This window comes from Polynucleobacter sp. GWA2_45_21 (genome assembly GCF_001830325.1).
Classification (GTDB): Bacteria; Pseudomonadota; Gammaproteobacteria; order Burkholderiales; family Burkholderiaceae; genus Polynucleobacter.
In genome coordinates this window covers 174,740-199,363 of record NZ_MHZG01000011.1, presented here as the reverse complement: position 1 = coordinate 199,363, position 24,624 = coordinate 174,740, and the positions used below count along the sequence as shown (strand labels likewise).

Sequence of the window (24,624 nt, the reverse complement as noted above, 5' to 3'; positions counted from 1 at the left end):
AAGCCGGTAATGTTGGCTGGGCAGTCTCTGTTGGGGGTGGCTATGGTGGTGGATATGGCGGCGGTTGGCGTCCAGCAGCATACGGCCCAGGTTGGGGTGGTGGCTGGGGTCCAGGTTGGGTAGGCGGATATTACGGCCCTTGCTATGGTTATCCATATGCTGGCTACTACGCTCCACCAGTGGTCTATGCAGCTCCACCTGTGGTGACCTATGCGGCTCCACAACAACCCATGGTGTTAGCTTCTCAGCCTCAGCCTCCAGTTTGGTATTACTGTGAAGCGAGCGGACAATATTTTCCTTATGTGCAAAGTTGCACATCCGGCTGGCAGACTCAGCCAGCAATGCCGCCATCTGGTAACGCATCCACAAGACAGCGCATTCAAAATTAAAAGAATTTAACGATTTAACCGATTTAAGGAATCCATATGAAACGTGCCGTACTGACTTTGGCGATCATCAGCTCATTAGCTGCCTGCGTCTCTGCACCAACTGGTCCAACCATTGCAATCATGCCGCGTGAAGGTAAGCCGTTTGAAGTCTTTCAGCAAGAGGATCAGCAGTGCCGTGAGTTTGCTGCAAATGCGATTAAGGACACCAGTAATGCAGCTCTTAAAGAGGGTGCTACTAGTGCAGCTATTGGCGCTGCTTTAGGTGCAGCAGCGGGTGCAGTCATTCAGGGTGGTAGTAGTCAGAATATCGGTACCGGTGCAGGCATTGGTTTGCTTGGTGGTGCTGCGATGGGTGCCATGAATTCTTCTGGAAAGCAAAATCAGGCCCAAGTTCAATACAACATCGCCTATCAACAGTGCATGTATTCCAAAGGTAATCAGGTCCCTAGCTACCCAACTCAAAACTTTGGAGGCAGCGGCAGTAATAACAATGGATACAACATTCCACAAGGCAAGCCATCAATGCCGCCAAATGGGTTCAAGACAATTCAGTAATAAATCAATTCAGTCAATCTGTTACTGGAATTAAATCTCGACTAAACCTCAATCGGCGGATGCGTTTTCTCAAAGCGCGCCGCAGTTTTTCTAAAGAGGTAGAGCAATAGCAGTGCAGCCAATCCCAGACTTATGCTATTGCCAGCCCAAAAACCGTTGGCACCCTGCAAGAACTCAGGCGTGTTGCCAAACACATTAAAGCCCATCATGTAGCCGCCCCCAAGGCCAACACCCCAAAGCGATCCTGCGTAAATGACCATCGGCCAAAAGGCAATCCGGTAGGCCCGCAGAATGAAGGCTGCTGTAATCTGCAGGGCATCAAAGACTTGATAAAAGGCGATAAACAAAAAGAGTGGAACGGAAAATAATTTCACTTCTTCTGGCGGATCATATAAATCTAGAAGTTGCACTCTAAAAATCCAGACTGCGATACCAATCACAACACATAAGCTGGTTGTGAAGAATACCGAAGACCAACCAATCTCCTCGGCACGCTCTTGCTTGTTTGCGCCAATCGATTGAGAGACCAAAGTCATTGTCGCAATCGACAGAGACAGTGGAACCATATAGATCACAGTTCCCATATTGGCCACAATCTGATGGCCAGCTAAAGCAGTGGTGCCTAGGCGCGCAATGAAGAGTGACATGAAAGTAAATGAAGTCACTTCAATTAAATAGCTAAAGCCAATTGGCGCACCCAATTTCAGCAAAGTCCAGATGCGGTGCCAGTCAGGCCAGCTAAAGCATGCAAAGATCTTAAATGGCTTGTAGAAGCCGTCAAAGAGCACAAAGCCCAGAGTGATGATGAGCCAGAACCAATTGATGATGACGGTAGCTACTGCGCAACCTGGACCACCCATGCCTTCAATGCCCAGGCCGCCATAAATAAATAGCAGATTGAGTGGGAGCTTTAAGCCCAAACCAATCAGTTGCACGACAGTGATAACCGCTGGCCTAGAGACTGCATTGTGTAATGCCATGAGGACACGCATGGCCATGCTAGCCGGCAAGCCAATGGCAAGGATATTGAGATACAGCTTCGCTTTGCCTTCAATATCTGGTGTGACTTGAGAGATCTGCAGAAGAAGATCAGCATTAAGCAGAATAGCGCCGCCCAATATAGTTAGACCTACTGCCAGCCATGTGGCTTGACGCACTTCTTCACCGATCTCACCAAGGCGTTTGGCGCCAAAGAGTTGTCCTGCTATTGGGGCAAGAGCAGAGATCACGCCAGTGAGGCCAACATAGATGCTAATAAAGATGGCGGATGCCATTGCAAGAGCAGCTAAGTCATCGGCGGAGTAGCGTGCAGTCATGGCGGTATCTAAAACACCAAAGGTAATGACTGCAAGCTGACCAATCAGTAGAGGGCCAGCAAGTTTTAATAGGGAAGGGATATCCTCGCGCAAACGCGATAATTTAAAGTGCAACACGTTTTATTCTTTACCGGCAGGGGTAATTTGATAGAGGCGCAGACGTTCATCTCGGTCAGAAGCGCGACGATCTTCCCAGAGTAATTCTATTTTCTTTTTATTGAGGCTGGCATATGCCTTTGCCTCTGAAGAGCTATGTGTCAGCATGAGATTGCAGCTAGGGTCATCTCGAAGTGGAAGCTTAGTGAAGTAAGCAAACGAAGCCAACTGTGCGGGGCCTAGATTGCTGGTATCGATGCAACCTGGTGTATTGGCAATCATTTGCATGAGGCGATCAGATACATTGCGATAGGTCTTGGCGTAGTTAATCGTTGGCAACCAAAGCGTCATCAATAAGACCCACATCAAGGTGGTGCCGGATGCAGAAATAATTAGGCAGCGCCAGATTTCTTTTGGAGCTCGAGACGTTCTCCAGCGCACAATCGCTAGCCACACACCAGTAATGATCAGCGCGACAACAAAACTAAAGTAATCAAACTGCGCCTGAAAGCCCGGCAAGAGTCTCGCCAAATTAGCGGCAGTCGATTCTGGGAAGCCAGTCACTTTTGCTAGCCAAATAATCCAAATAGCTAAAGCAATCATGGTGAAGCTAAACATCGCAAACCAATCAATAAAGCTAATGAGGCTACGCTTGAGAATCGGCAGGCTAAATGCGGCAATGATCGACAGGCTTGGAATCAAAATGATCAGGTCATGCTCATTGGCTTCTAGTCTGAAGAGGGTATAAATCAAGCAACCAATAAATAAGCTGAGCGGAATGCACAGATGGGGAGCGCGCCATTGACCCGCCTCTTTGACTCGACCCCAATGGGCGAGGGAGATGATGGCTAATGGCCAAACTGGCCAGGCATAGGCCCAGAAGTTCACACTCAAAAACCCGAGGGATTCAATGGAAGGTGTTGTGCGCATCTCTGGCATATTGCGCCAGCCTTCTTCAGCGATATGGCGCCACTCAGGAGTGAGATTACCTAAATACCAAAGCGCAGGCCAAATCGCAAAACCAATCAAGCCTAAAACTGTACTAGTTAAAGTCCAACGAAAACGTAGCTTTGCATTGCTCGCAATGACTGCAATGATGGTGGAGCTAACGATGATGAGGCTGAGCGTGAGATTGCTGGAGAGTGCAACAATCGCAATGCCAAGACCAGTCCATAAGCCACCTTGCCAGGGTTTATCCAAGCCACGCACAGTCCCGTATAAAACAATGCTGATGCCCATCAGTTGAGCCATCATTGGCGTAGTCTCATGTGCACGCTGTGCAAGACCGACGCAGGCCAAGAAAATCAGCAGGGCACCATCAGCCAAGGTCATGCCATAGTTTTTACGACCAGGCTGACCACCCACCGCTAAGACCATAGGCTGAACTTCTTGACGACGGCCTAATAGGTAAGTCGCGTACCAAATCGCTAGAGCAGAAGCAAAAAAGCAAACTGCCGCATAAAGGCGCGCCGCATTGGCCATACCAATCAGTGGACCAAAGAGATCCATGAGGGTGGCACCTAGCCAGTAGGGAAAGGGTGCGCCTAACGAAACATCGCGCCCGGCAAGATGCGGAACGATCCAATCGAGTGCTTTGCCACTTTGCAAAGTCCACATGCCACCAAAGCCGATGGCATCTTCATTTTTCCAGGGGTCACGCGCAAAGAGGCCGGCAAAACCATAGACCAAAGTTAACGCAAAAATAATGATGCGTGGAATGGAGGTGGTGGCGGCGGCGGTGAGTTTGACCATATAAAACTAGTAATAAAAAAGGCAGCAAACGCTGCCTTGATTATCTCGCAAGGGAGGGTGAATACTGAATATCCAAACCCCAGCCCCTTTGTGGAGTAAGCCTATTACTTCTTCTTCGCTGGCTTTTCAGCAGCTTTAGCTTCTGCAGCGGCAGCTTTTTTCTCAGCTGTTTTAGCAGCGCCATCACCGGAAGCTTTAGCAACAGCTTTAGTACCGAATTTCTGACGGAATTTCTCAACACGACCGGCAGTATCCATAATCTTCTGGGTACCAGTGTAGAAAGGGTGTGACTCAGATGAAGTCTCGATCTTGGCCAATGGATATTCATTGCCATCTTCCCACTTGATTGTCTCTTTAGTAGACATAGTGGAGCGAGTCTTGAAGCTGAAGTTATTAGAAACGTCTACGAAGACGATTTCACGATATTCGGGGTGAATGCCAGGTTTCATTATTAAGTCCTATTAGCAGGCAGCCGTTTTGGTCCAAAGACCCAAATACTTACCCAGTTAAATGCAAATTATTAAAGCGGTAAAAGCGAAATTATGCCATGAAATCAACAACAAAGCTCACTTTTACCGACTCTGAGAGCCTAAATTAGCCGCCCTTACGCATTAAATCGAAGAATTCACCGTTATTTTTGGTGGATTTGAGCTTATCAACAATAAAGTTCATTGCCTCAATATCGTCCATATCGGCCAATAATTTACGTAAAACCCAGATTTTCTGGAGGTTTTCAGCTTTAACCAGCAACTCTTCACGGCGGGTGCCAGACTTGTTGAGGTTAATCGATGGGTAAACACGACGTTCAGCCAAACGACGCTCAAGGTGTACTTCCATATTGCCAGTACCTTTGAACTCTTCGTAGATGAGGTCATCCATGCGGCTACCTGTTTCAATCAAGGCCGTAGCGATGATCGTGAGTGAGCCGCCTTCTTCCACGTTACGTGCAGCACCGAAGAAACGTTTTGGACGTTGTAATGCGTTTGCATCCACACCACCAGAGAGTACTTTTCCGGATGAAGGGATGACAGTGTTGTAAGCACGAGCAAGACGGGTAATCGAGTCAAGCAAGATGATGACGTCTTTTTTCATCTCAACCAAACGTTTGGCTTTTTCAATCACCATCTCGGCAACTTGAACGTGACGCACCGCTGGCTCATCAAATGTAGAGGCAACCACTTCACCTCGTACAGAGCGCTGCATTTCAGTAACTTCTTCAGGACGCTCATCCACCAACAGTACGATCAAGATTGCATCTGGATTGTTCGCAGAAATCGCATGAGCAATGTGCTGCATCATTACAGTCTTACCGGATTTCGGTGAAGACACGATCAAGCCACGCTGGCCATAGCCAATCGGGGAGATCATGTCGATAATGCGGCCAGTTAAATTCTCTTCAGCTTTGATGTCACGCTCTAATTGAACAACGCGATTTGGGTGCAAAGGCGTTAAGTTCTCGAACATGATGCGGTTCTTTAAAGCCTCAGGAGGCAAACCATTGATCTTGTCTACCTTCACCAAGGCAAAGTAACGCTCACCATCTTTAGGAGTGCGAACCTCGCCTTCAACGCTGTCACCAGTGTGCAGGTTAAAGCGGCGGATCTGTGCAGGGGAGATATAGATATCGTCCGGAGAAGCCATATAAGAGGCATCAGGGGAGCGTAAGAAGCCGAAGCCATCAGGCAACACTTCCAAAGTGCCGTCACCAAAAACAGATTCACCTTCTTTAGCCCGTTTCTTGAGGATGGCAAACATCAACTCTTGTTTGCGCATACGTTGCGTATTTTCAATCTCCAGGCTGGCTGCCATTTCAAGCAGAGCGGATACGTGGAGTACTTTTAGTTCAGATAATTGCATGTGGTTCTCGGGTGTAGATAAGGGTGTAAATGTGTTTTGGGGTATCGCTGTCTAGATGGACATCAGACAGATTGGGAAAACAGAATTTGGGAGTATTTGCTAGAAAAAAGAGGGGAGAAAATTGCGGGGAATATTGCTGGGATCTTGCTGAAAATCGAGGCACTGAAAGTGCGTTGAAATAGATACTACACTAAAAACAGCTCAAAACCACAGGCTCACCCAGTGAACCTGTGACCAGGGACTATTTACAGATGACTATCAATAAACGCAGTCAACTGGGATTTGGCCAAAGCGCCTACTTTTTGAGCAGCAACAGTGCCGTTCTTAAAGAGGATCAATGTAGGGATGCCGCGAATATTGAACTGGGCAGGAACGCCTTGGTTCTCATCCACGTTCATCTTAGCGATTTGGATCTTGTCGCCGTATTCACCAGCCAGCTCTTCAAGGATAGGGCCGATCATCTTGCAAGGACCACACCACTCAGCCCAGAAGTCGAGGAGAACAGGTTTATCGGACTTGAGAACGTCTTGCTCGAAAGAAGCGTCAGTTACATATTTGATGCCGGCACTCATGAAAATTCCTTAATTAGTCTTATTTAGTTTTATATAGTTATTGCGCTACAACGCTTATATTAGCAATAAGCCACACTTTCTGCCCAAATACTGAAAAACCAGCCCCAGAACCACCCTCAATGCCGCACCCATTTCCGACCCTAAACTCGCAACAGCAGCCACATGCTTGGGCAATAGCGCCTAACGCCAGTGCTCTGAAGTCACTCGCCGAGGGTATTTGGAATTGTGCAGTGCAAACGAAGCAGCGCCCCTTAGTGGTTCTGAGTACTGCAGGCCCATTAATGGGGGTAAGGGCAGCTCTTGAGAAATACCGTCCTCAAGACCTAGATCCTCAGATTGCCTTTTTGCCGCAAGTGATGAGTTTTAGCGATTGGTTAGAAGCGGCACCAGGCGCATGGAAGTTCCCTAAGAAGCAAACCGATCTAGAGCGTTGGTTATCTGTTTATATCAATCTACGTAAACACAAAATATTACAAAGCTGGTTTAAGGCGGAGAGTGAAGCGGGGGCTTGGGGTTTAGCACGGGCAGTGATTGATGCCTGCGACTCATTATCCGAAGCAGTTGTGCCGCTGATGCAAAGTGAAATTAATGCCTTAGTACAAAACCAAACCCTCGATTCAGAGTTGTGGGTAAAACAAGTAGAAACACTGTTGGATCAGGCGATCGCTAAAGCTTATGTTGGTTTATCTCGTAAGGTCGTTGATCAAGAATCCAATGTTTTGCTGGCCTTCTGGCGCTTCCTTAGTAGCCCAGGAGATCCTGTCCTACGTAAGCATTTCGCTTTAGCTGCTCATCTGCAAACAGCCAGAACCAATCAAGCTGTGGCAAGGCCGTTGATCTGGGTAGAGACTGCCGATCCTAAGCCAATTGATCAAGAGATGATGTCTCGGTATTTACATGAGTATTCCCAATTTGCGCCTGTAGTGAATATTGGAATGGATTGGCATTCAGTAGCACTGTGGTCTGAGGCATTAACTGGACAAGACGCTGAAGGGCAGCTCAAACCAGTGGATAGCGAACAGCAGAAACTGATTGATCACAATATTCAAGCAAGCTTTCATGATGGATGGAAGTTGCTAGCAGCTCGGCGCTTTGAAGAGTTAGCTTGGGCAGCGGCCAAATCGATTGAGGCGCATTTAATTGCAGGTAAGACCAATATTGCATTGGTTGCGCAAGATCGTTTAGCCGCCAGAAGAGCGCGCGCATTACTGTCACGTTTTGGTCCGAGTCTGCGTATTCGTGATGAGACTGGTTGGAAACTTTCAACTACCCGTGCCGCAGCATCTCTCAATAGTTGGTTAGAGTTGATTCGCTCGCCAAAAGAGGGGCCGAGTGCAAGTGTCTTGCTGGAGTTTTTGCAAAACCCATTTTTTGATATTGCTCATACCTTACAAAAACCATCAGAGGCTTGTGTCAGTCTCATTGCTCAGCTTGAAGATATTCTGATTGCAAGCCAAGCAAAGTCAGGCTGGGACACCTTTCGGATTGCGATTGAGCGAGCTAACGTCTATTCATCATCGCGCGGCAGCATCCCATATGAATCACTCTTAGAGTTGCTCACCTTATTACAAAGACATCATGCACAGTGGTTAGAGCTCAAACTCGATTGTGAAAATGCCTATCTACTCCTGCAATCCAATCTGCAAGAGATGGGTATGACGCAACAACTTGAAAAAGACTCCGCTGGTAAGCAATTGCTCGAAGTGCTCAAGACTTTTGATTTAGGCGCGGGAGCTTATCGGCAGCTTGCAATGCGTTTGCCGGAGTGGCTAAGCTTACTGAAGACTGTAATTGAGGAGGCCTCCTATCAAGAGGTAGGTCAGCAAGCGCAAGCAACGCTGAGTATCTTGCCGCTGAGCTCAACACGCTTGCGTGAGTTTGATGCCGTTGTCTTGGTGGGTTGCGATGAGCAACAGTTGCCAGCGTTTTCTGAGCCGCCATTATTTTTCTCGGATACGCTCAATCGCTTATTAAAAGCCTCAACCATTACAGCGCAATATATTCAGCAGGCTAGAGATCTATCGCAATTACTAATTTCTTGTCCACAGGTCGATTTGCTTTGGCAAAGTAAAAGCAAAAGCGGCGAACCTCTCAGACCATCGGCCTGGATTAGTCGCTTACGTACCCATCTTCGAGATTGGCCGATATTAGAGGCGAAGCCTGATACGCATTCAGGCCTGTCAGACCCACTGCAAGAGGCGGTTACAACCGTTAACCCGGATATTGCTTTGCCGATCAGCATGTCTCCTAGCGCTTACAAAGCATTACGAGATTGCCCTTATCGTTACTACGTTCGTAGCATCTTGGGTTTACGTAAGGCCAAAGAATTTGAAGATGGCTTTGATGCCTCATTGGCAGGCCAGGTTTTACATGCTTTGTTAAAGAACTTCTTCCAAGCATTAAAAACAGAAGAACAAAAAACCCATCCGAGCATTCATCAGGGTGAAGATGCTCGTCGTGAGTGGATGCAAGAACATCTCATCAAGCATTCAGAAAAAGAATTTGAGCGCTTGATTAAGGGTGACGCTAGAGTCTTGGGAACTTTACGTGACTGGCAAAAACAAATTCCTAGCTTTGTAGATTGGCAGCTAAAGCGTGAGGCAGAGGGTTGGCAGTATCACGATGCCGAGTTGCCGGTTGGATTCATGGTGATGCTGACTGATCCCGATGGCGTACAAAGAGAGATTGAGATAGCGGGGCGTGCTGACCGCTTTGATGTGAACACCAATAATTCCAGTGCCGCCGCAGTCATTGATTACAAGAACCAGGGCATTAATAAAATCAAGAAGCGGGCAGATCACCTTTTGGATGATCCCCAACTGCTTATCTATGCCCGCGCCGTCAATGAGAATGCCATTGCAGCGCATCTTCCAGGTCGTACCATCGAGCAAGCTGAGTGGGTGTCATTAAAAGCAGATCTTAAGAAGGCCGATGACAGGATTGTGAGGGCTCATCCGGTTGAGCAGATGCCGGAGATGATGGAGCAATTTTCAGAGAAACTCAATGAGGATCTCGAGGTCTTATGGGCGCGCCAGCCCATGAAAGCGTTTGCACCGGATAGCGTTTGTCAGTATTGCGAAGCCAGGGGTATTTGCAGAAAGGGGATGTGGTGAGCGATAAGTTTGACTACGCCGTAGCCTGCAACCCAAATAACTCGGTGATTGTTTCTGCTTGTGCGGGCAGTGGCAAGACCTGGCTCTTGGTTGCGCGCATGGTGCGCTTATTGCTTGCAGGCGCTAAGCCTCAAGAGATCTTGGCGCTGACCTTTACCCGTAAAGCCGCCCAAGAAATGCGCGACCGCCTTTACGGATTGTTGGAGCAGTTTTCTCAAATGACTGATGAGCAACTCATGCATGAGCTCACGATCAGAGGATTGGATGATGCACAGGCTAAGCAATTACTACCGCAAGCAAGGAAGCTCTATCTCAAAGCATTAATGAGTCCCCAATCGATTGTGATTGATACCTTCCACGGATGGTTCGGCAGACTGCTTGGAGCAGCGCCAATCTCCGCAGAAGTTCAGCCTGGATTTAATCTTCGCGAGGATGCTAAGCGTTTGCAGGAAGAGTGTATGCAAGATTGGTGGGGGGATTTACCTGCTGATCTTAAAAAGCACTATGACGTTTTACTCAACGAGTTTGGTGCTTTTGAGACCGATAAATTCTTGATGGGTAATTACAGCCTCTTTAAGCAAAGAGGTGCTTGGACATTCTTCTTGGCTTCTTGCAAGGCTAAGGGCATTAGTCCGGTCGACGCTTTAGCGCAATGCTTGCCCAATTTATCTTTGCCAAACCCGTTAGAAGAATTTTGGCGACGTCCTGGCACTAAAGAAGATTTACAGGTAATGCTTGATTGCTTTAGTAATGGCACGCCTACCCAGAAGAGGGATGCCCCATTTATACAAACTGTTATCAATCACTATGATGCTGGTGGCTCGGTAATGGAGATTGCGGATCAGTGGCAAAGCTATTTCTTGACTAAGGCCATGACACCGTTAAAAGATATTGCGACGATGTCTGCGCCCATGCAGAAGCATCTGGCTGCGACTGGTGGCGACCCGACGCAGATCACCTCCATTCGGAATGCTTGGGTAGATGCCTATGAGGCATGGTCCCTCTGGAAAAATGATCAAGATGCCTATGCAATCAACGCGGCTTGGTTTGCGATGAGCGAAGCCATGCTAAGTCATATGCAAAAAGCAAAAGAATCAATGCGCGTGTGCGACTTCGATGATTTGGAGATTGGTGTGAGTCAGTTGATGGCCAATCCAGATAACGCTGCTTATCTTCAAGCAAGGCTGGATGCTAAGTACAGCCACATTCTGATTGATGAGTTTCAGGATACCAATCCACTGCAATGGCAGATTTTGCGTTCTTGGTTGGAGGGGTATGGACAAGACGGCTCTCGTCCAAGCGTCTTTATTGTTGGAGATCCCAAGCAATCAATATATCGATTCCGCCGTGCTGACCCAAGGCTATTTACAAGCGCCAGAAAATTCTTGGAATCGTCTCTGCAGGCAAAGTATTTGGAGAAGAACGCCACCCGCAGAAATGCTCATGCAATTAATGATGCAGTGAACGATATCTTTTTAACGGATGCAGTTCCATCAAGCTATGTCTTTGCCAAACAAGCTACTGACTGGAAAGCCCCATTGGAGGGTATGGCTGATCAGGAGTTTGCTGCTAAGGGTGAGGCGATGTTATTGCCGCTGATTGAGCGTGTAGAGCAGGATCAAGCTGAACGTACTGGTAGCGCTCTAGATAATCCCATTGAAGATTCGGGACTAACTGTCGGCGTGCAGCAGCGCTATTGGGAGGGTCAACAAGTAAGCCGTTTGATTCATCATGTTCTAGCAACACGCCAAGTGATTGATAAAAAAGATGGCAAAGAGTATTGGCGCCCAGCAAGAGCTAGTGACTTTATATTGCTCGTCAAGCGCCGCGCCTATTTGCCACAATTTGAGCGAGCGCTGCGCGAAGCAGGCTTGGCTTACGACAGTTCCCGTTTGGGTGGCCTCCTGAATACTTTAGAGATTGACGACTTAATTGCCTTGCTCACAGTCTTGGTATCGCCAAGACATGATTTACCGCTAGCGCAAGTGCTACGTAGCCCCATCTTTAGCTTTACCGAGCAGCAAATGCAGGAACTCAGCAGTCATGTAGGTGATAGTTACAGTCAAAGCCAGGGTCAAACTAAATCATCTTGGTGGGATGCTTTGCAAAGCAGCTCTGTGGCAGAAGTTCAGAAGGCGGCACGCTATTTAGAGCGCTGGAGAGGTCTAGGAGAAGCATTGCCTGTACATGACCTGCTTGATCTCATTTATCAAGAGAGTAATTTGCGAGTGAGTTATGCGGTAGCCTCTCAAAATCTTGCGCGCGCTCAGGTGTTGGCTAATTTAGATGCTTTCTTGGAGCTCGCCTTAAATCAAGACGGTGGTCGCTATCCGAGTTTGAGTCGCTTTATCGAGCAGATTAATGCCATGCGCCGGGGCGATGATGATGAGACTCCGGATGAGGGTGATGTAGAGGTTGAGGCGGATGACGATATTGGTGAAGTAGATCTCGATAGCGAGATGTCTGAGGAGGATCAGCACAAGCGCGTACGACTCATGACTATCCATGGAGCCAAGGGACTAGAGGCACCATTTGTCATCATGCTCGATGCTAACCATACAGAGTGGAAGGCGCCGCATCGTGGCGTACTGATGGATTGGTCTCCGGATGAGGCTAGCCCAAGCCATCTTTCCCTGTATACCGCAAAGTCTTTGACGGAGAAGCGCGCGGCAATCTACGAGAAAGAGAATGAAGTTAGTCAGAATGAAAATTGGAATGTCTTATATGTGGCGATGACTCGGGCACAGCAAGGCTTATGGATTAGTGGCGTGCAATCCCATATCAAAGACGGCATTAGTCAAAAATCTTGGTATGGCAGAGCGCTTGCGGCAGGCATGGAGACTTTGGATGCTGCTCAGTTAGCTGAACTGCCACTTCAAGAGCAAGAGAAAGTAAATTCCAACGGTAGCGAGTCATTCCAGATAAATCATTTCCAATTGTCATGGGATGCAGCTAAGCAATCTCATCAAGAAATCATTGCCGATATTGAAAGTGGTGTACTAGCAATTGCTAAAAAAGCAAAAGAGCAGGCACAAGCGGTAGAGCAACCCGATCCAGAAATCCTGGAAGAGGGTACACATTTCCATCAATTGCTAGAGTTCTTAACTCCGCATTCAGGTAACCAAACAGCAGCCCTAATGCCAACCGAGCAAGAGCTCATGAATTGGCTCAGCATCGATCAAGGACATGCTCAAAAACTCATGGAGCGCGTGCAGCTTGTTATGGGGATGCCCAAACTCAAGCCCTACCTCACGGACAATCAGTGGGTACAGGCCTGGAATGAGATTGACATTGCAGATAAAGAAGGCAAGAGCTACCGCATAGATCGCTTAGTAGAGTTTGATGACCACTTGGCCATCCTCGATTACAAGCTCACTATTCCAGAAGAGGGCAGCGTAGCTTATGAGAAGTATCGAGCCCAGCTGAATAACTATAAAGAAGAACTCAGCAGAATTCGTCAAGACAAGCCTAATAAGGCGTTCTTAATTTCCGCTCAGGGCAAGATTAAAGAGGTGATTTAAGGGTGTTCTTAGGCGGCTATTTTTAATTTGCTTGAGATTAAATTGCCTGTACTCATTTTCTTCTCAACTACGGCAATTGATTTGGCTTCCTTTTTAATTTCACCTAATACTTGATTGATAAAAGTTTGCCAACCATCACCCTTAGATTTATAAAAATCTAAAACATCTTTATCAATTCTTAAGGTAACTTGTTCTTTCGTGCCGCTGCCTAAGGGTCTACCGCGACCACGAGCTATTCTGGGTCTGATTTCCTCCCACTCTTCATCAGTAAGTGGAAGGTTATCTGGATCTGACATCGCTGCTTTAGTAATCGCGGCATCTTCTGCGGCGCTATGTCTAATTAATTTCTTTTTCATACAAGCTTATCTCGCGGTTATTTGCTTTTCTTAGGCTAATAATTCTTTTACCAATTGATAATTTCATCGGGAATATTGTAGTTACGTTAAATCACATCAGCAATGAATTTATATAGCTACAAAAATTAAGGGAATAGCGATGTCATTTACCCTGTAGTTGTTTTATTACTCAGTTGGGTGCCTGTGGGTAAAAGCGACAAAAAAGCCCTTTCATAGGGGTTTTTATATGAAATAAGTCCCAGGTATTGAAATACTGTATAGATATACAGTATATTAGAACCCATGGCACTTATCGCACTTCCACAAAGCTCCTCAGAAAGCACTCTGACCCAGGCCCCACAGGCCTTGGCAGCTCATTCTGCCTATGAGTTCAAACTGCTGAGTCACCGTATTTCAGCAGGATTTCCGAGCCCAGCAGCGGATTATGCGGAGGAAGGTCTCGATTTAAACCACTATTTAGTCCAAAACAAGCCAGCCACATTCATGTTCACCGTCAAGGGTGATTCGATGATGGGTGCGGGTATTTGTGACGGCGACAAGGTGGTGGTCGATAAAGCCCTCAAGCCAAAACATAAAGACATCGTGGTTGCCGTAGTGGATGACGAGTACACCATCAAGCGTCTCTATCAATTGCGCGGCAAAACAGAGCTTCAGCCAGAGAACCCCAATTACAAGCCGATTACCTTTGATGAGGACAGCGAACTCCAAATCTGGGGTGTTGTCGTTGGGGTAGTGCGTAAATACAGCCACGCCAGCAGTAGAAACGGGAGGTCCGTATGAATCAAACCGGCCAAACCAATCAACTCTTCGCGCTCGTGGATGTGAATAACTTCTACGTCTCTTGCGAGCGTGTATTTGCTCCCAAGCTAGAAGATGTGCCTATGGTGGTGCTATCGAATAACGATGGTTGTGCCGTAGCGCGTAGTGCTGAAGTTAAAGCGCTGGGCGTAAAGATGGGTACGCCCTGGTTTCAGATGAAAGACCTAGCTAAGCAGCATGGCATTCAGGCCTACTCTTCAAATTACACCTTGTATGGTGATATGAGCGGCAGGGTAGTCGAAGTCTTAAGAAAGTTCACACCCAATCTCGAGGTCTACAGTATTGATGAGAGCTTTCTACAGATCGAGACAGTGCTCAAGCAATATGCTGACCCAACTAGCTTGGGCCAAATCATCAAGCAAGATGTTAAGGACACTACAGGCTTGCCTGTATGTGTTGGCATTGGTGCTAGCAAGACGCTCGCTAAGTTAGCCAACCACTTAGCCAAAAAGAACCCCCAGTTTGCTGGCGTATGCGACATCAGCTCCATGTCCAAAGAAGCGCTTTACCAATGGATGGCAGAGACAGCGGTAGGTGAGGTATGGGGTATTGGTGGAAAGACTGCCAAGAAACTCAAAGAGCTCAAGATCAATAGCGTGTTTGATTTGGTGCAAGTATCACCACAAGCCATGCGTCAACAGTTCGGTGTTGTGATTGAGCGCATTTGCTATGAGCTGCGTGGTGTATCTTGCTTGCAGCTCGAAGAAGTGGCCCCAGCTAAACAACAGATTATTTCTTCAAGAAGTTTTGGTAAGCCAGTAACTTCAATGGAAGAGTTGGCTGAGTCTGTAGCCACCCATGCTGCCAGAGGTGCCGAGAAACTCAGAAGCCAAAAGTCAGTCACGGGCGCGCTCACTATATTTATGCAAACCAACCCACATAAGCCGTTTGAGCCACAGCATCATCAAAGCATCACAGTGGTTCTGAGTGATCCTAGCGATAACACCTTAACCCTTACTAGCGCTGCATTAAAAGGACTAAAGCAAATCTACAAGACAGGCTTTAAGTACAAGAAGGCAGGTGTCATCCTTAACCTCTTGGCTGATAAACCCACCATGCAGCAATCATTATTTGATGACATGGAAGTCAAAGGCAAGTCTGCTGGACTCATGAAAGCCATGGACTCGATCAATACCCGTTTTGGTAATGCCGCCATCAAAACCGCAGCATCAGGAACTAAACAAGACTGGCAAATGAGATCGGGTAATAGATCGCCGAACTACACCACGCAGTGGGATGAGTTGCCGGTTGTGCGCTAAAGAACAGGGCGAACGGCAATATAAAGAACAAGCCAAAAAGATAAAAAAATGAATAAAAAACAACAAACAATACAACTAAATTTACTAGCTCATTTCGTGAGCTAGTAAGCCAATATTCTGAATACATAGCAGCAAAACAGAAGTAGAAACAAGCAAAACCTAATTAACGAAGATACACACCAGGAGAGATTAAATGGAACTATTAAATAACTTCAATGGCATCACGCTCGCAATCATCATGATCTTGTCTTACTGCGCAGTACTGAAAAGCACAAAGCGCAACGAGCGTAGCAATACTCAAGTATTTAGCCGCAAGTATCAGTAAGGTAGGAGAAGTAGAAGTAAAGCAGAAGTAAAGAAAAAACAGAACAAGCAGCAGCTGCCTGGAAGGGGAATAAGGAAATCACGGATTCCTTATTCCCTAGTAAAGGCGGGTCTATATAGACTCATCGCGATGTCATGAAAACATCACAAATATCGCTAAAATGAGCGCATGAAAGAAAACCTCAACGCTGTAGAGAAAAAATTACGCCCACTACCACGCTGGATATTCATGTCCCGATGGTTGCAGGCACCTCTGTACATTGGATTAATTGTTGCCCAGGGTGTCTATGTATGGCAGTTCTGGTTGGAGTTAGTCCATCTAATTAGCATGATGGCCGATAAGTCCATGACAGAAACAGCATTAATGCTGATCGTCTTGGGCTTAATTGATGTGGTGATGATTTCTAACTTATTGGTGATGGTCATCGTGGGTGGATGGGAAACGTTTGTTTCTCGTTTGGAATTAGAAAATCACCCAGATCAACCCGAATGGTTGTCTCATGTAAATGCTGGGGTGTTAAAGGTAAAGCTCGCAACTGCGATCATCGGAATTTCATCAATCCACTTACTCAAGACTTTCATCAACGCAGCTTCCTATGATGAAAAAACCTTGATGTGGCAAACCTTAATCCACATTACCTTTGTGTTGTCAGCAATTGCGATTGCCTATACGGAAAAGTTGGTGGCTGCTGCCCACAAGCATTAAAAATCAAATGAAGATTTATTTGAAGCTGAAGGTAGCTTAAGCCTGTAAGGCCTTGCGAAGATACTCAGAGACATCGGATTGGCGAAGCATCCACTGCTTATAGTCCGATGGCACTTGGCTAATGAGTTCGCCTTTGTGTTTACCGAAAGGCATGATGGTCGGAATACGCGCTTTCTCAGACATTTCCCATAAAGCATCCAAAGAAGATGGCTTAAGCTTCTCGATGATCTGACCCAAAATCTTTGAGCAGATCCACACATCAGCTAACGCGCTATGCGCATCACGCAGCTGTTCTCTAGCAGTAGCTCTTTCAAAGTAATAGAGCAGGGCGCTTTGCGTATGGCTGTCTAACTCGGGCCAAAGGCTACGAGCAAGAGCAAGAGTACAAATGCGTTTCACATCAGGCTTACCAATAGCCTCCCAGTCAAAATCAACGCTATGACCAATGATGTATTTAGTACCGCCAGGCAATCTAAAAGAGCTGCTGGCGGGACAATTAACCAATTCCTCATCCATGATGTGGTGAGTTGCTAGAGCACCCAAGCTAATGGGTTTTCCTGGGTTATAGCGTTGCACCCAAGGATTACCAACAGCGAGGGGATTGATAGAGGTGACGTCTAAAGAGGCGGCCTCAATAATGACGGCATTGTTCTTGTCGGTTGCTTCTACATCAAAAATAATGGCTTGGGGCATGAGCTTCTTAACCTAAAGGTAATTGATTGGCTATTGTGCCTTGAGTTTGACTTATCTCTGCTAAGGACCATTTTTAATGAAGCTTAAGCTGCCTTCATTTCAAACTTAATCATCTTGCCAAGTGCAGATGCAGCACTTGTTAATGTGAGCAGCGTGAGGCTTGTATCTGATTCATCTAGTAAACGGTTGAGGGCTGCTCGGCTGGTATGCATTTTCTTCGCCATCAAAGTCTTGGTAAGCTTTTGCTTGGTCATTTCTTGTTCAATTTGCCAGGCGATGACTCTTTTAACTGCCACTGCGCTAGAGTGGTCAAAGATTGCTTCCTCTTTTAAGAAGTCATCAAAGCTACTGCCAATGTGTTTTTTCTTCATGAGTACCTCCTTAATTTCTTTGCTCTATCTTTTGCCAGATCTAAATCAGACTTCAAGGTTTTCTGCTGCTTTTTGATAAATCCATGAATCAATACCATTGAGCCTCCATTTAGAACAAACAGAACTCTGGCGATGCTCTTGCTGAGATTTACTCGAACCTCCCAAATATCACCATCAAGATGTTTTACTAAGGGCATCCCTAATGGCCACCCAAATTGAACAGTCTTGATGTCTTCCCCAATTCGTTTCTTATCAAAAGCACTCAAGGACTTAAGCCACCCCCTAACTGGTTCATTTCCTTGTTCTGTTGAATAAAAATTAACTTCTAGGATGGGATTTCTCATCCAAGTAGCGTACCAATTATGGTACATATCTTACATCATCTTTTACTGAAAGGATTGTAGGAAAGTACGTAATTTAGAAAAATAAGAGCTTGCTTATATTTAGGGTGTCTAACAAAAAGATACTGACTAATTCAAATCATTTAACTTTTAGCTGAGGGGGCTAGCCATGTCGCATTCCTACAGCTAAATAATCCCTAACTTCTGTAATTCCGACCTCGAAACCTCTACGCTGAATCTTTCTGACTACCGGGGGATTAGGAATGCACCTAGCTATTGAATGTAGGCATAAGCAACTACGATTGTTTAGGTTGGTAATGGATTCCCGGGTTGTCCTAGTTTTGCTGATTATTTGGATGATTTGGGGAATCTTCAGGGTCTTAAAGATCCTGTAATTGGGCTAAATCTAGCTTGGGGAAGGTGGACGAGCCCGACCCCCGGCACTGACAGAATTGGGTTTGGCTGCTTCGTTCCCGACCTGACCAGGTTATCCAAACCGCCATGCGGGGAGGCCCGTCCAATTCCATTTTAGCTTGTTAGAATGTAATACATGACAGCATTGGCTTTAGCCCGTTCGTGGCGCCCTAAAACTTTCTCCCAATTGGTAGGACAAGACCATGTGGTTAAGGCGTTAACCCATGCCTTAGACCAGGGTCGACTACACCACGCTTGGCTCTTTACAGGCACTCGCGGGGTCGGAAAGACCACTATTGCCCGAATTATGGCCAAAGCCCTCAATTGCACCGGGGAAGATGGCCAAGGTCGCATGACCTCAGAACCCTGCGGAAAATGCCCAGCCTGCCTAGAAATCGATGCCGGTCGCTTTGTTGACTATATAGAGATGGATGCTGCGAGTAATCGCGGGGTAGACGATATTGCCGCTCTATTAGAGAAGGCAGCCTACGCTCCCAGTAATGCGCGTTACAAGGTCTACATGATTGACGAGGTGCATATGCTCACCAATCATGCCTTTAATGCCATGCTCAAAACGCTCGAAGAGCCGCCTGAACATGTGAAGTTCATACTTGCGACTACTGATCCGCAAAAGATTCCGGTAACGATTCTGTCCCGCTGCTTACAGTTCAATCTCAAGCAAATGCCAGTACCCCTCATCGTTGAGCATTTAGAAAAAGTTCTCGCCGCAGAAAATGTTGATTGCGAAACCAATGCACTGCGTGTTTTAGCTAAAGCAGCACAAGGCTCCATGCGTGACGCCTTATCACTCACGGATCAAGCCATTGCATATGCTGCTGGCAAAGTATCTGAAGAAGCAGTGCGCGGAATGCTCGGCACATTGGATGATGCTTATCTCATTCGCATTCTGGATGCCTTGATTGCAAAAGATGGTGCAACATTGCTAGCTATCTCTAATGAGATGGGTGAGCGCAGTATGTCTTTCTCATTAGCACTTGCTGATCTATCCAGCCTCATTCAGAAAATCGCCGCTGCACAAATTGTTCCAGAATCTGTTTTAGAAGATTGGCCTGAAGCTGCAGAAATTCGTCGCTTAGCTAGTGCGCTTACAAAAGAAGAGGCGCAACTCTTCTACCAAATCAGTATCACCAGCCGTCCAGATTTATCACTCGCACCTGATGAACAAACTGGCTTTGCTATGACGCTTCTACGTATGCTGGCCTTTCGTCCCGGAAATGAAACTCCAGGCAGAGCGGGTAACTCCTCGCCGCCAGTAGCTTCCGCAACATCGGCCCCAAGACAAGCTTCACCCGCAAATCAAACTGCTGCTCCTGCAAGATCAGTGCCTGCAGCATCTGCTCCAGCGCCTATGGCTAGTAAGCCAGCTGTTTCAGCGTCTCCAGCTCCTGTACCAGCGGCCACTGCATCTGCAGCCAATCGTCCAGACTGGCATGCCTTGATGCGTCAGTTGCCGGTTAAAGGTTTGGTTCAGCAGTTAGCATTTCAGACAGAGTTGCAAGATTGGGAAGATTCACCAGCAGGCGTGCGCGCCACCGTCGTGACGCCAATGCCGCAACTAGCTTCAGAAGCTTCTGTTGGACGTTTGGCAGATGCCTTATCAGCGCACTTTGGTAAACCGATCAAAGTGTTAATCGAGAAGGGTGAAGTTGAAGGCAAGACAGTAGCTAAAGTCGATGCGCAGATTCATCAAGAGAAAAGACAAAACGCAGAGCAGATGATTGCTCAAGATCCATTTATTCAGCAATTAGAAAAAGAGTTTGGAGCCAAAGTAGTGGGTGGTTCTGTTAAACCTCTTTAATTGTCAGATTTAACAATAGTAGATACAAGGAAATAAAGCGATGATGAAAGGTGGCCTTGCTGGTTTGATGAAACAAGCCCAGCAGATGCAAGAGAAGATGAAGGTAGCGCAAGAGCAATTGGCTGCGCTAGAAGTCACTGGCCAAGCTGCCGGTGGTTTAGTTAAAGTCACCATCTCTGGCAAACACGAAATGAAACGTGTACAGATCGATCCAGGCGCAATGGATGATCGCGAAATGCTGGAAGACTTATTAGTTACTGCCTATACAGAAGCATTCAAACAAGTAGAAGCTGCTAGCTCACAAGTGATGTCTGGTGCTACTGCAGGTATGCCAATGCCTCCTGGCTTTAAGTTGCCGTTTTAATCATTAATAAAAAACTGTTCATTTAATGGCACGTCAAGAAGCTCCGCAAGATGCTCTCGGTCGTTTGATTGAGGCATTGCGGGTATTGCCTGGAGTGGGGCCAAAGTCAGCGCAACGCATGGCTTTCTATCTACTACAGCATGATCGCAATGGCGCAGCTGTATTGGCCCAATCATTAGGTGAGGCGGTTGAGACTGTAGGGCACTGCGCCCGTTGCAATACCTTCTCCGAAACCCAAATTTGCGCAACTTGTAATGATGATCGTCGAGATCCATCTTTACTGTGCATTGTGGAAACACCAGCTGACCAAGTGATGGTCGAGCAGACTCTCAGCTTTAAAGGTAATTACTTTGTATTAATGGGCCGCATCTCACCACTCGATGGCATGGGCCCCAATGAAATCCATTTCGATCGATTACTCAATCGCATTGAAGCTCCAGATACTGGAGTGCCAGTCAGAGAAGTTGTTCTGGCAACGAATTTCACCAGTGAAGGTGAGGCAACAGCCCATTACATTGGTGAAGTACTCAAATCCAAAGGTATCAAAGTCACCAGAATCGCCAGAGGTATTCCGGTAGGTGGTGAACTTGAGTATGTGGATGCAGGCACATTAGCTAGAGCGCTGATGGATCGCCGTACCGTTGGCTAAGCGTCACTAAATCGACATAAATTCTAGGTAAATTTCCTCTTTTTGAGGATAATTTGGCCTGCACCCCTGTTGAGCTTCAATCTCACGCCGTGCCTAACCGAGTTCTCTTGTTTTTATTCCGGTAGATCTGGCCATAAGCTATTTTTAGTCATTCATTGGTCATTGACGCTAAGTACTGTGAAATTGTGAATGACCCACAAATTCTATTTTCTCCTGTTGAGTTTGTTTGCTGCTGTATGCAGCACGACTGCGCTTGCTCAAAAGGCTGGATCAGGATCGGATCAAATTGCGAGTTTTGCTTCGCCGATTGAAGGTCTACCGACCGAGGGAAGTCTGTGGGGCTTGCCAGTAAATTTTCATGGTCAAACCACTTACATTAATCAGCGCTATAACAACTTCACTTCATCCTACTCTGGCCAGAATAGCTTGAATGCTGAGAAGTCAATGAGTTACACCTGGTCTGGCACTTTATTCTTTGGTGCGCGTATTGCACCAAATACCGATGTGTATTTCAATCCAGAGGTGATCTCTGGAGTGCCATTCTCTGATCTTTCTGGTTTGGGTGGTTTCTCTAACGGTGAAGCTACCAAAGCCAATGGCGCGCAAGCGAAGTTTTATTCAGCACGTGCCTTTGTGCGTCAAACCATTAATCAAGAGGGCAACAAAGTCGTTCTTGAGAATGAAGCTAATCAAATTACGCAAACAGTGAGTAGTAATCGCGTAGTGCTGACTGGCGGTCAGTTCTCCACACTCGATATCTTTGATGACAGTCGTTATGCCAAAGATCCCCGCATCCAGTTTATGAACTGGGGCAACATGACCTATCTTGCTTATGACTACGCCGCTGATGCGAGAGGTTATAGCTGGGGCTTGGCAGGCGAGTGGTATCTTGGTAATTGGGTGATGCGCGCTTCACGCATGCTCGCTCCTAAATCACCCAATGGTCGCGATCTTGATTGGCAAATCTTCAACACCTATGGCGATCAAGTTGAGATAGAACGTCAACATCGCATAGCCGATCTTCCTGGCAAGGTCAGCGTCCTAGCTTATCGCAACAAAATGATCTTGGCGCGTTTCTCCGATGCCACTAATTACATCGATCAGGATCCGAATGCTCGTCAGGGAACTCAGGCGATTAATAATGTCCGTAACAATATGCAGTACAAAACCGGTATTGGTATCCATGGGGAACAGGCTTTAACTAAGGATCTGGGTATCTATGGTCGCGCCTTTACATCTGATGGTCAGACGGAAACCATGTCGTTCACCGAAGCCGACAACTCTATATCGATTGGCCTAGGAATGAATGGCACTAGCTGGAAACGCCCAAAGGATAGTATTGGTATCTCTGCTATGCAGAACGGTTTATCAAGCTATCGTCGTAGCTACCTTCAGGCGGGTGGCGTTTCTTATTTCATTGGTGACTTCGCAAGCCCAAGTCAGACGATTTCCTATTCACCGGAGCGGATCGGTGAGGTCTATTACAACGCCACCGTGATCAAGAACGTTCTAGCTGGTGTGAACTTCCAGCACATCATTAATCCCGCCTACAACGCTGCTCGGGGGCCGGTGAACATCCTATCCTTCAGAGTTCATGCTGAATTCTAGGAATTTCACGTAGTATTGATTTAATTATTGTCTTTAGAATCAATAAGATAAGAATTCAGAATTCATGGACATTTGCTTCTAGCCCCCTATAATCTCGAAAACCCCCTTGTAATGTAGGGAAATCTATATTCAGGGCTATAAAAACAGCATTAGTAGAGATTTAGAGGCAGCCGATTTGATTTACGGCAAGATTAAAACTAGCGAATCCATTGTGGCAAAAGCAAAACCCTCAAAGTGGCTTGCTTGTGTTTTTGCCCCCCTGTTTTCTGTGACTTCTGTTTTTGCGCAAACATCACCCGCTAATTCAGCAATCCCAGCTAGTGTGACTGTGCAGACAAATGATTCCAAAGAGGTTTTATCTACACCTCCGGTAGTCAGTAATGACACTAGCAATTCAAGCGCTCCGAATGCTTCTCAGGCCGCATCCTTATTTGCGCCGGTAACGCAAAGTAATACGCCGAAGATTTATACAAAGGGCGCACCATCAGGTCCAGCAGAAATGGATTTGCGTCAGCTCTGGAACGAGCTTAAATTAAATAATCCGCAATTGTCTTCTTTGCGTGAATCCTATTTATCCGCAAAGGCAACCGTTCCGCAGATTAATGCTCCAGCAAACCCTCAAGTGGGCTTAGTGTGGTCAGGCATGCCAGCGAATTCACCGTTTGCCTTGGGTGGGGCTAATGCTCCTTCCCCGCAATACCCTAATGGCATCAGTAGCAATAACTCTATTTCTGTAGCGCAGCCGTTTCAGTTTCCGGGTAAGAAGAGTTTGGCATCGGATATTGCTAATACCAATGCCGAGGCACTCTTAGCGCAAAGCGAATCCACTTACTTGCAGTTGGGTGCTCAACTATCGACCCTGTATTACACCGCCTTAGCATCCCAAAAGCAGCTGCAGGTTCTGAAGGAATCTGTAATGCGTTTAGAAATGATTAAGAACGTGGCTAAAGCGCGCTACTCGAATAACGCCTCTGCTTATGTTGAGTATCTCAACGCGCAAGTAGCGCAGAGCGCGGCGCAAGCAGATCAATTTAATGTAGAGCGGCAGCTATCCGTTTCACTCAATAACATTAATACACTGGTGGGTCGCCACTCGAGAGAGAAGCTCGTGCTACGTGGCGACGTGCGTCGTGCAATGAACAGCGTTCCAACCTTACTAGAGTTGGAAGACTATGCCGAAACCAGTCATCCTTCATTAAAGAGTTCGGCTTTACAGCTGGAGGCTGCACGTAAAGGCGTGGATCTAGCAAAGAAAGCCTACTTGCCAGACTTTCAGGTCATTGGCTCATCCTTTACGCCACGTGGACCATTCTCTGCTAACAATGGTGCGATGTACTACCAGTTTGAATTGGATCTGATAATTCCGCTGTATTTCTTTACCAAGGAAAAGTATGGGGTAGAGCAGGCACAGCGTAACCAAGCAGCAGCGGAGGCTGGCAATATCTCTAATCGTCAGCAGATTGTCTTGGCGGTCAATAGTGCTTATGCCACATACCAACAAGCCAAGAGCCAAGCGCAATTTCTGAAAGAACGCCAAGTTCCACAAGCAGATGCTGCTTATAAGGTGGGTCTTACTCAGTATTCAAATAATGGTCAGGGATTTAACGATTTGCTGACAGCACAAACGCAATTGCGCAGCCTCGAAGTTCAATTGGCCTTAGCGGAGAGTAATCTACTCCAAGCGCAAGCAGTATTGCTGGTTACCTCTGGCAAAGAACCTTTTTAAGGAG

At 46.7% G+C, this 24,624-nt stretch carries 22 protein-coding genes and 1 other RNA gene; 13 read left to right on the top strand and 10 right to left on the bottom strand.

The window, feature by feature from the left end:
* A partial coding sequence (locus tag A2X74_RS09115) for a hypothetical protein (protein ID WP_299765377.1) occupies positions 1–389 on the top strand: 389 nt, incomplete at its 5' end.
* A 36-nt stretch (positions 390–425) separates the two neighbouring features.
* Positions 426–944, top strand: coding sequence for a hypothetical protein (locus tag A2X74_RS09110; RefSeq protein WP_293626730.1), 519 nt, complete (start codon positions 426–428; stop codon positions 942–944).
* Between the two features lie 41 nt (positions 945–985).
* On the opposite strand, the gene A2X74_RS09105 is transcribed toward A2X74_RS09110, so the two are convergent.
* From A2X74_RS09105 to trxA, 5 genes are all read right to left on the bottom strand, one after another.
* Positions 986–2,377, bottom strand: a complete 1,392-nt coding sequence (locus tag A2X74_RS09105) for an MATE family efflux transporter (protein WP_293626732.1) — start codon at positions 2,375–2,377, stop codon at positions 986–988.
* 3 nt (positions 2,378–2,380) lie between these two features.
* Positions 2,381–4,108: a hypothetical protein gene (locus A2X74_RS09100; protein WP_293626734.1), complete on the bottom strand. Its 1,728-nt coding sequence runs from the start codon at positions 4,106–4,108 to the stop codon at positions 2,381–2,383.
* A gap of 104 nt (positions 4,109–4,212) precedes the next feature.
* Positions 4,213–4,557, bottom strand: a complete 345-nt coding sequence (locus A2X74_RS09095; RefSeq protein WP_216133535.1) for a type B 50S ribosomal protein L31 — start codon at positions 4,555–4,557, stop codon at positions 4,213–4,215.
* Between the two features lie 145 nt (positions 4,558–4,702).
* On the bottom strand, positions 4,703–5,965 hold the full coding sequence (rho, locus tag A2X74_RS09090) for a transcription termination factor Rho (RefSeq protein WP_015421283.1): 1,263 nt from the start codon (positions 5,963–5,965) through the stop codon (positions 4,703–4,705).
* A gap of 245 nt (positions 5,966–6,210) precedes the next feature.
* Positions 6,211–6,537 (bottom strand): thioredoxin TrxA, encoded by a 327-nt coding sequence (gene trxA / locus A2X74_RS09085; protein WP_062309025.1) that lies wholly within the window; start codon positions 6,535–6,537, stop codon positions 6,211–6,213.
* Between the two features lie 230 nt (positions 6,538–6,767).
* Between trxA and A2X74_RS09080 the strand changes: the two genes are divergently transcribed.
* Together A2X74_RS09080 and A2X74_RS09075 are read left to right on the top strand one after the other, a co-directional pair.
* The gene (locus tag A2X74_RS09080; RefSeq protein WP_293626738.1) at positions 6,768–9,650 is read left to right on the top strand and encodes a PD-(D/E)XK nuclease family protein; all 2,883 of its coding nucleotides are present in this window, start codon (positions 6,768–6,770) and stop codon (positions 9,648–9,650) included.
* Complete coding sequence (locus A2X74_RS09075; RefSeq protein WP_293626740.1) at positions 9,647–13,171, top strand: UvrD-helicase domain-containing protein; 3,525 nt, start codon at positions 9,647–9,649, stop codon at positions 13,169–13,171. The genes A2X74_RS09080 and A2X74_RS09075 overlap by 4 nt, the downstream gene beginning before the upstream one ends.
* A gap of 8 nt (positions 13,172–13,179) precedes the next feature.
* Here the strand turns inward: A2X74_RS09075 and A2X74_RS09070 are convergent, their stop codons facing one another.
* Positions 13,180–13,527 (bottom strand): BrnA antitoxin family protein, encoded by a 348-nt coding sequence (locus A2X74_RS09070; protein ID WP_293626742.1) that lies wholly within the window; start codon positions 13,525–13,527, stop codon positions 13,180–13,182.
* 282 nt (positions 13,528–13,809) lie between these two features.
* Here A2X74_RS09070 and umuD point away from each other — a divergent pair, with 282 nt between their 5' ends.
* The 4 genes from umuD (at position 13,810) to A2X74_RS09050 (ending at position 16,635) form a co-directional block, all read left to right on the top strand.
* Complete coding sequence (gene umuD / locus A2X74_RS09065) at positions 13,810–14,307, top strand: translesion error-prone DNA polymerase V autoproteolytic subunit (RefSeq protein WP_293626744.1); 498 nt, start codon at positions 13,810–13,812, stop codon at positions 14,305–14,307.
* On the top strand, positions 14,304–15,605 hold the full coding sequence (locus tag A2X74_RS09060; RefSeq protein ID WP_293626746.1) for a Y-family DNA polymerase: 1,302 nt from the start codon (positions 14,304–14,306) through the stop codon (positions 15,603–15,605). The genes umuD and A2X74_RS09060 overlap by 4 nt, the downstream gene beginning before the upstream one ends.
* A 193-nt stretch (positions 15,606–15,798) precedes the next feature.
* Positions 15,799–15,930, top strand: coding sequence for a hypothetical protein (locus A2X74_RS09055; RefSeq protein WP_269460672.1), 132 nt, complete (start codon positions 15,799–15,801; stop codon positions 15,928–15,930).
* 168 nt (positions 15,931–16,098) lie between these two features.
* Positions 16,099–16,635: a TIGR00645 family protein gene (locus A2X74_RS09050; protein WP_293626759.1), complete on the top strand. Its 537-nt coding sequence runs from the start codon at positions 16,099–16,101 to the stop codon at positions 16,633–16,635.
* Between the two features lie 36 nt (positions 16,636–16,671).
* Here A2X74_RS09050 and A2X74_RS09045 read toward each other — a convergent pair whose 3' ends face one another.
* The 4 genes from A2X74_RS09045 to ffs all read right to left on the bottom strand — a co-directional run bounded on the left by A2X74_RS09045 (position 16,672) and on the right by ffs (position 18,558).
* Complete coding sequence (locus A2X74_RS09045; protein WP_293626761.1) at positions 16,672–17,328, bottom strand: DUF3820 family protein; 657 nt, start codon at positions 17,326–17,328, stop codon at positions 16,672–16,674.
* A gap of 83 nt (positions 17,329–17,411) precedes the next feature.
* Positions 17,412–17,699: a Fis family transcriptional regulator gene (locus A2X74_RS09040; RefSeq protein ID WP_293626766.1), complete on the bottom strand. Its 288-nt coding sequence runs from the start codon at positions 17,697–17,699 to the stop codon at positions 17,412–17,414.
* Positions 17,696–18,070, bottom strand: coding sequence for a type II toxin-antitoxin system RelE/ParE family toxin (locus A2X74_RS09035; protein WP_293626773.1), 375 nt, complete (start codon positions 18,068–18,070; stop codon positions 17,696–17,698). The genes A2X74_RS09040 and A2X74_RS09035 overlap by 4 nt, the downstream gene beginning before the upstream one ends.
* A gap of 390 nt (positions 18,071–18,460) precedes the next feature.
* Positions 18,461–18,558, bottom strand: an RNA gene (gene ffs / locus A2X74_RS09030) — signal recognition particle sRNA small type.
* Positions 18,559–18,590: 32 nt separating this feature from the next.
* Between ffs and dnaX the strand changes: the two genes are divergently transcribed.
* The 5 genes from dnaX (at position 18,591) to A2X74_RS09005 (ending at position 24,620) form a co-directional block, all read left to right on the top strand.
* Complete coding sequence (dnaX, locus tag A2X74_RS09025; RefSeq protein WP_293626779.1) at positions 18,591–20,273, top strand: DNA polymerase III subunit gamma/tau; 1,683 nt, start codon at positions 18,591–18,593, stop codon at positions 20,271–20,273.
* Positions 20,274–20,313: 40 nt separating this feature from the next.
* Entirely contained in the window at positions 20,314–20,637 is a 324-nt protein-coding gene (locus tag A2X74_RS09020) for a YbaB/EbfC family nucleoid-associated protein (RefSeq protein ID WP_046330302.1), read from the top strand.
* Positions 20,638–20,662: 25 nt separating this feature from the next.
* Complete coding sequence (gene recR, locus A2X74_RS09015) at positions 20,663–21,286, top strand: recombination mediator RecR (RefSeq protein ID WP_215374480.1); 624 nt, start codon at positions 20,663–20,665, stop codon at positions 21,284–21,286.
* A gap of 189 nt (positions 21,287–21,475) precedes the next feature.
* Positions 21,476–22,894 (top strand): carbohydrate porin, encoded by a 1,419-nt coding sequence (locus A2X74_RS09010; RefSeq protein WP_293626795.1) that lies wholly within the window; start codon positions 21,476–21,478, stop codon positions 22,892–22,894.
* A gap of 211 nt (positions 22,895–23,105) precedes the next feature.
* Positions 23,106–24,620: a TolC family protein gene (locus tag A2X74_RS09005; RefSeq protein WP_299765361.1), complete on the top strand. Its 1,515-nt coding sequence runs from the start codon at positions 23,106–23,108 to the stop codon at positions 24,618–24,620.
* Positions 24,621–24,624: the final 4 nt, after the last annotated feature.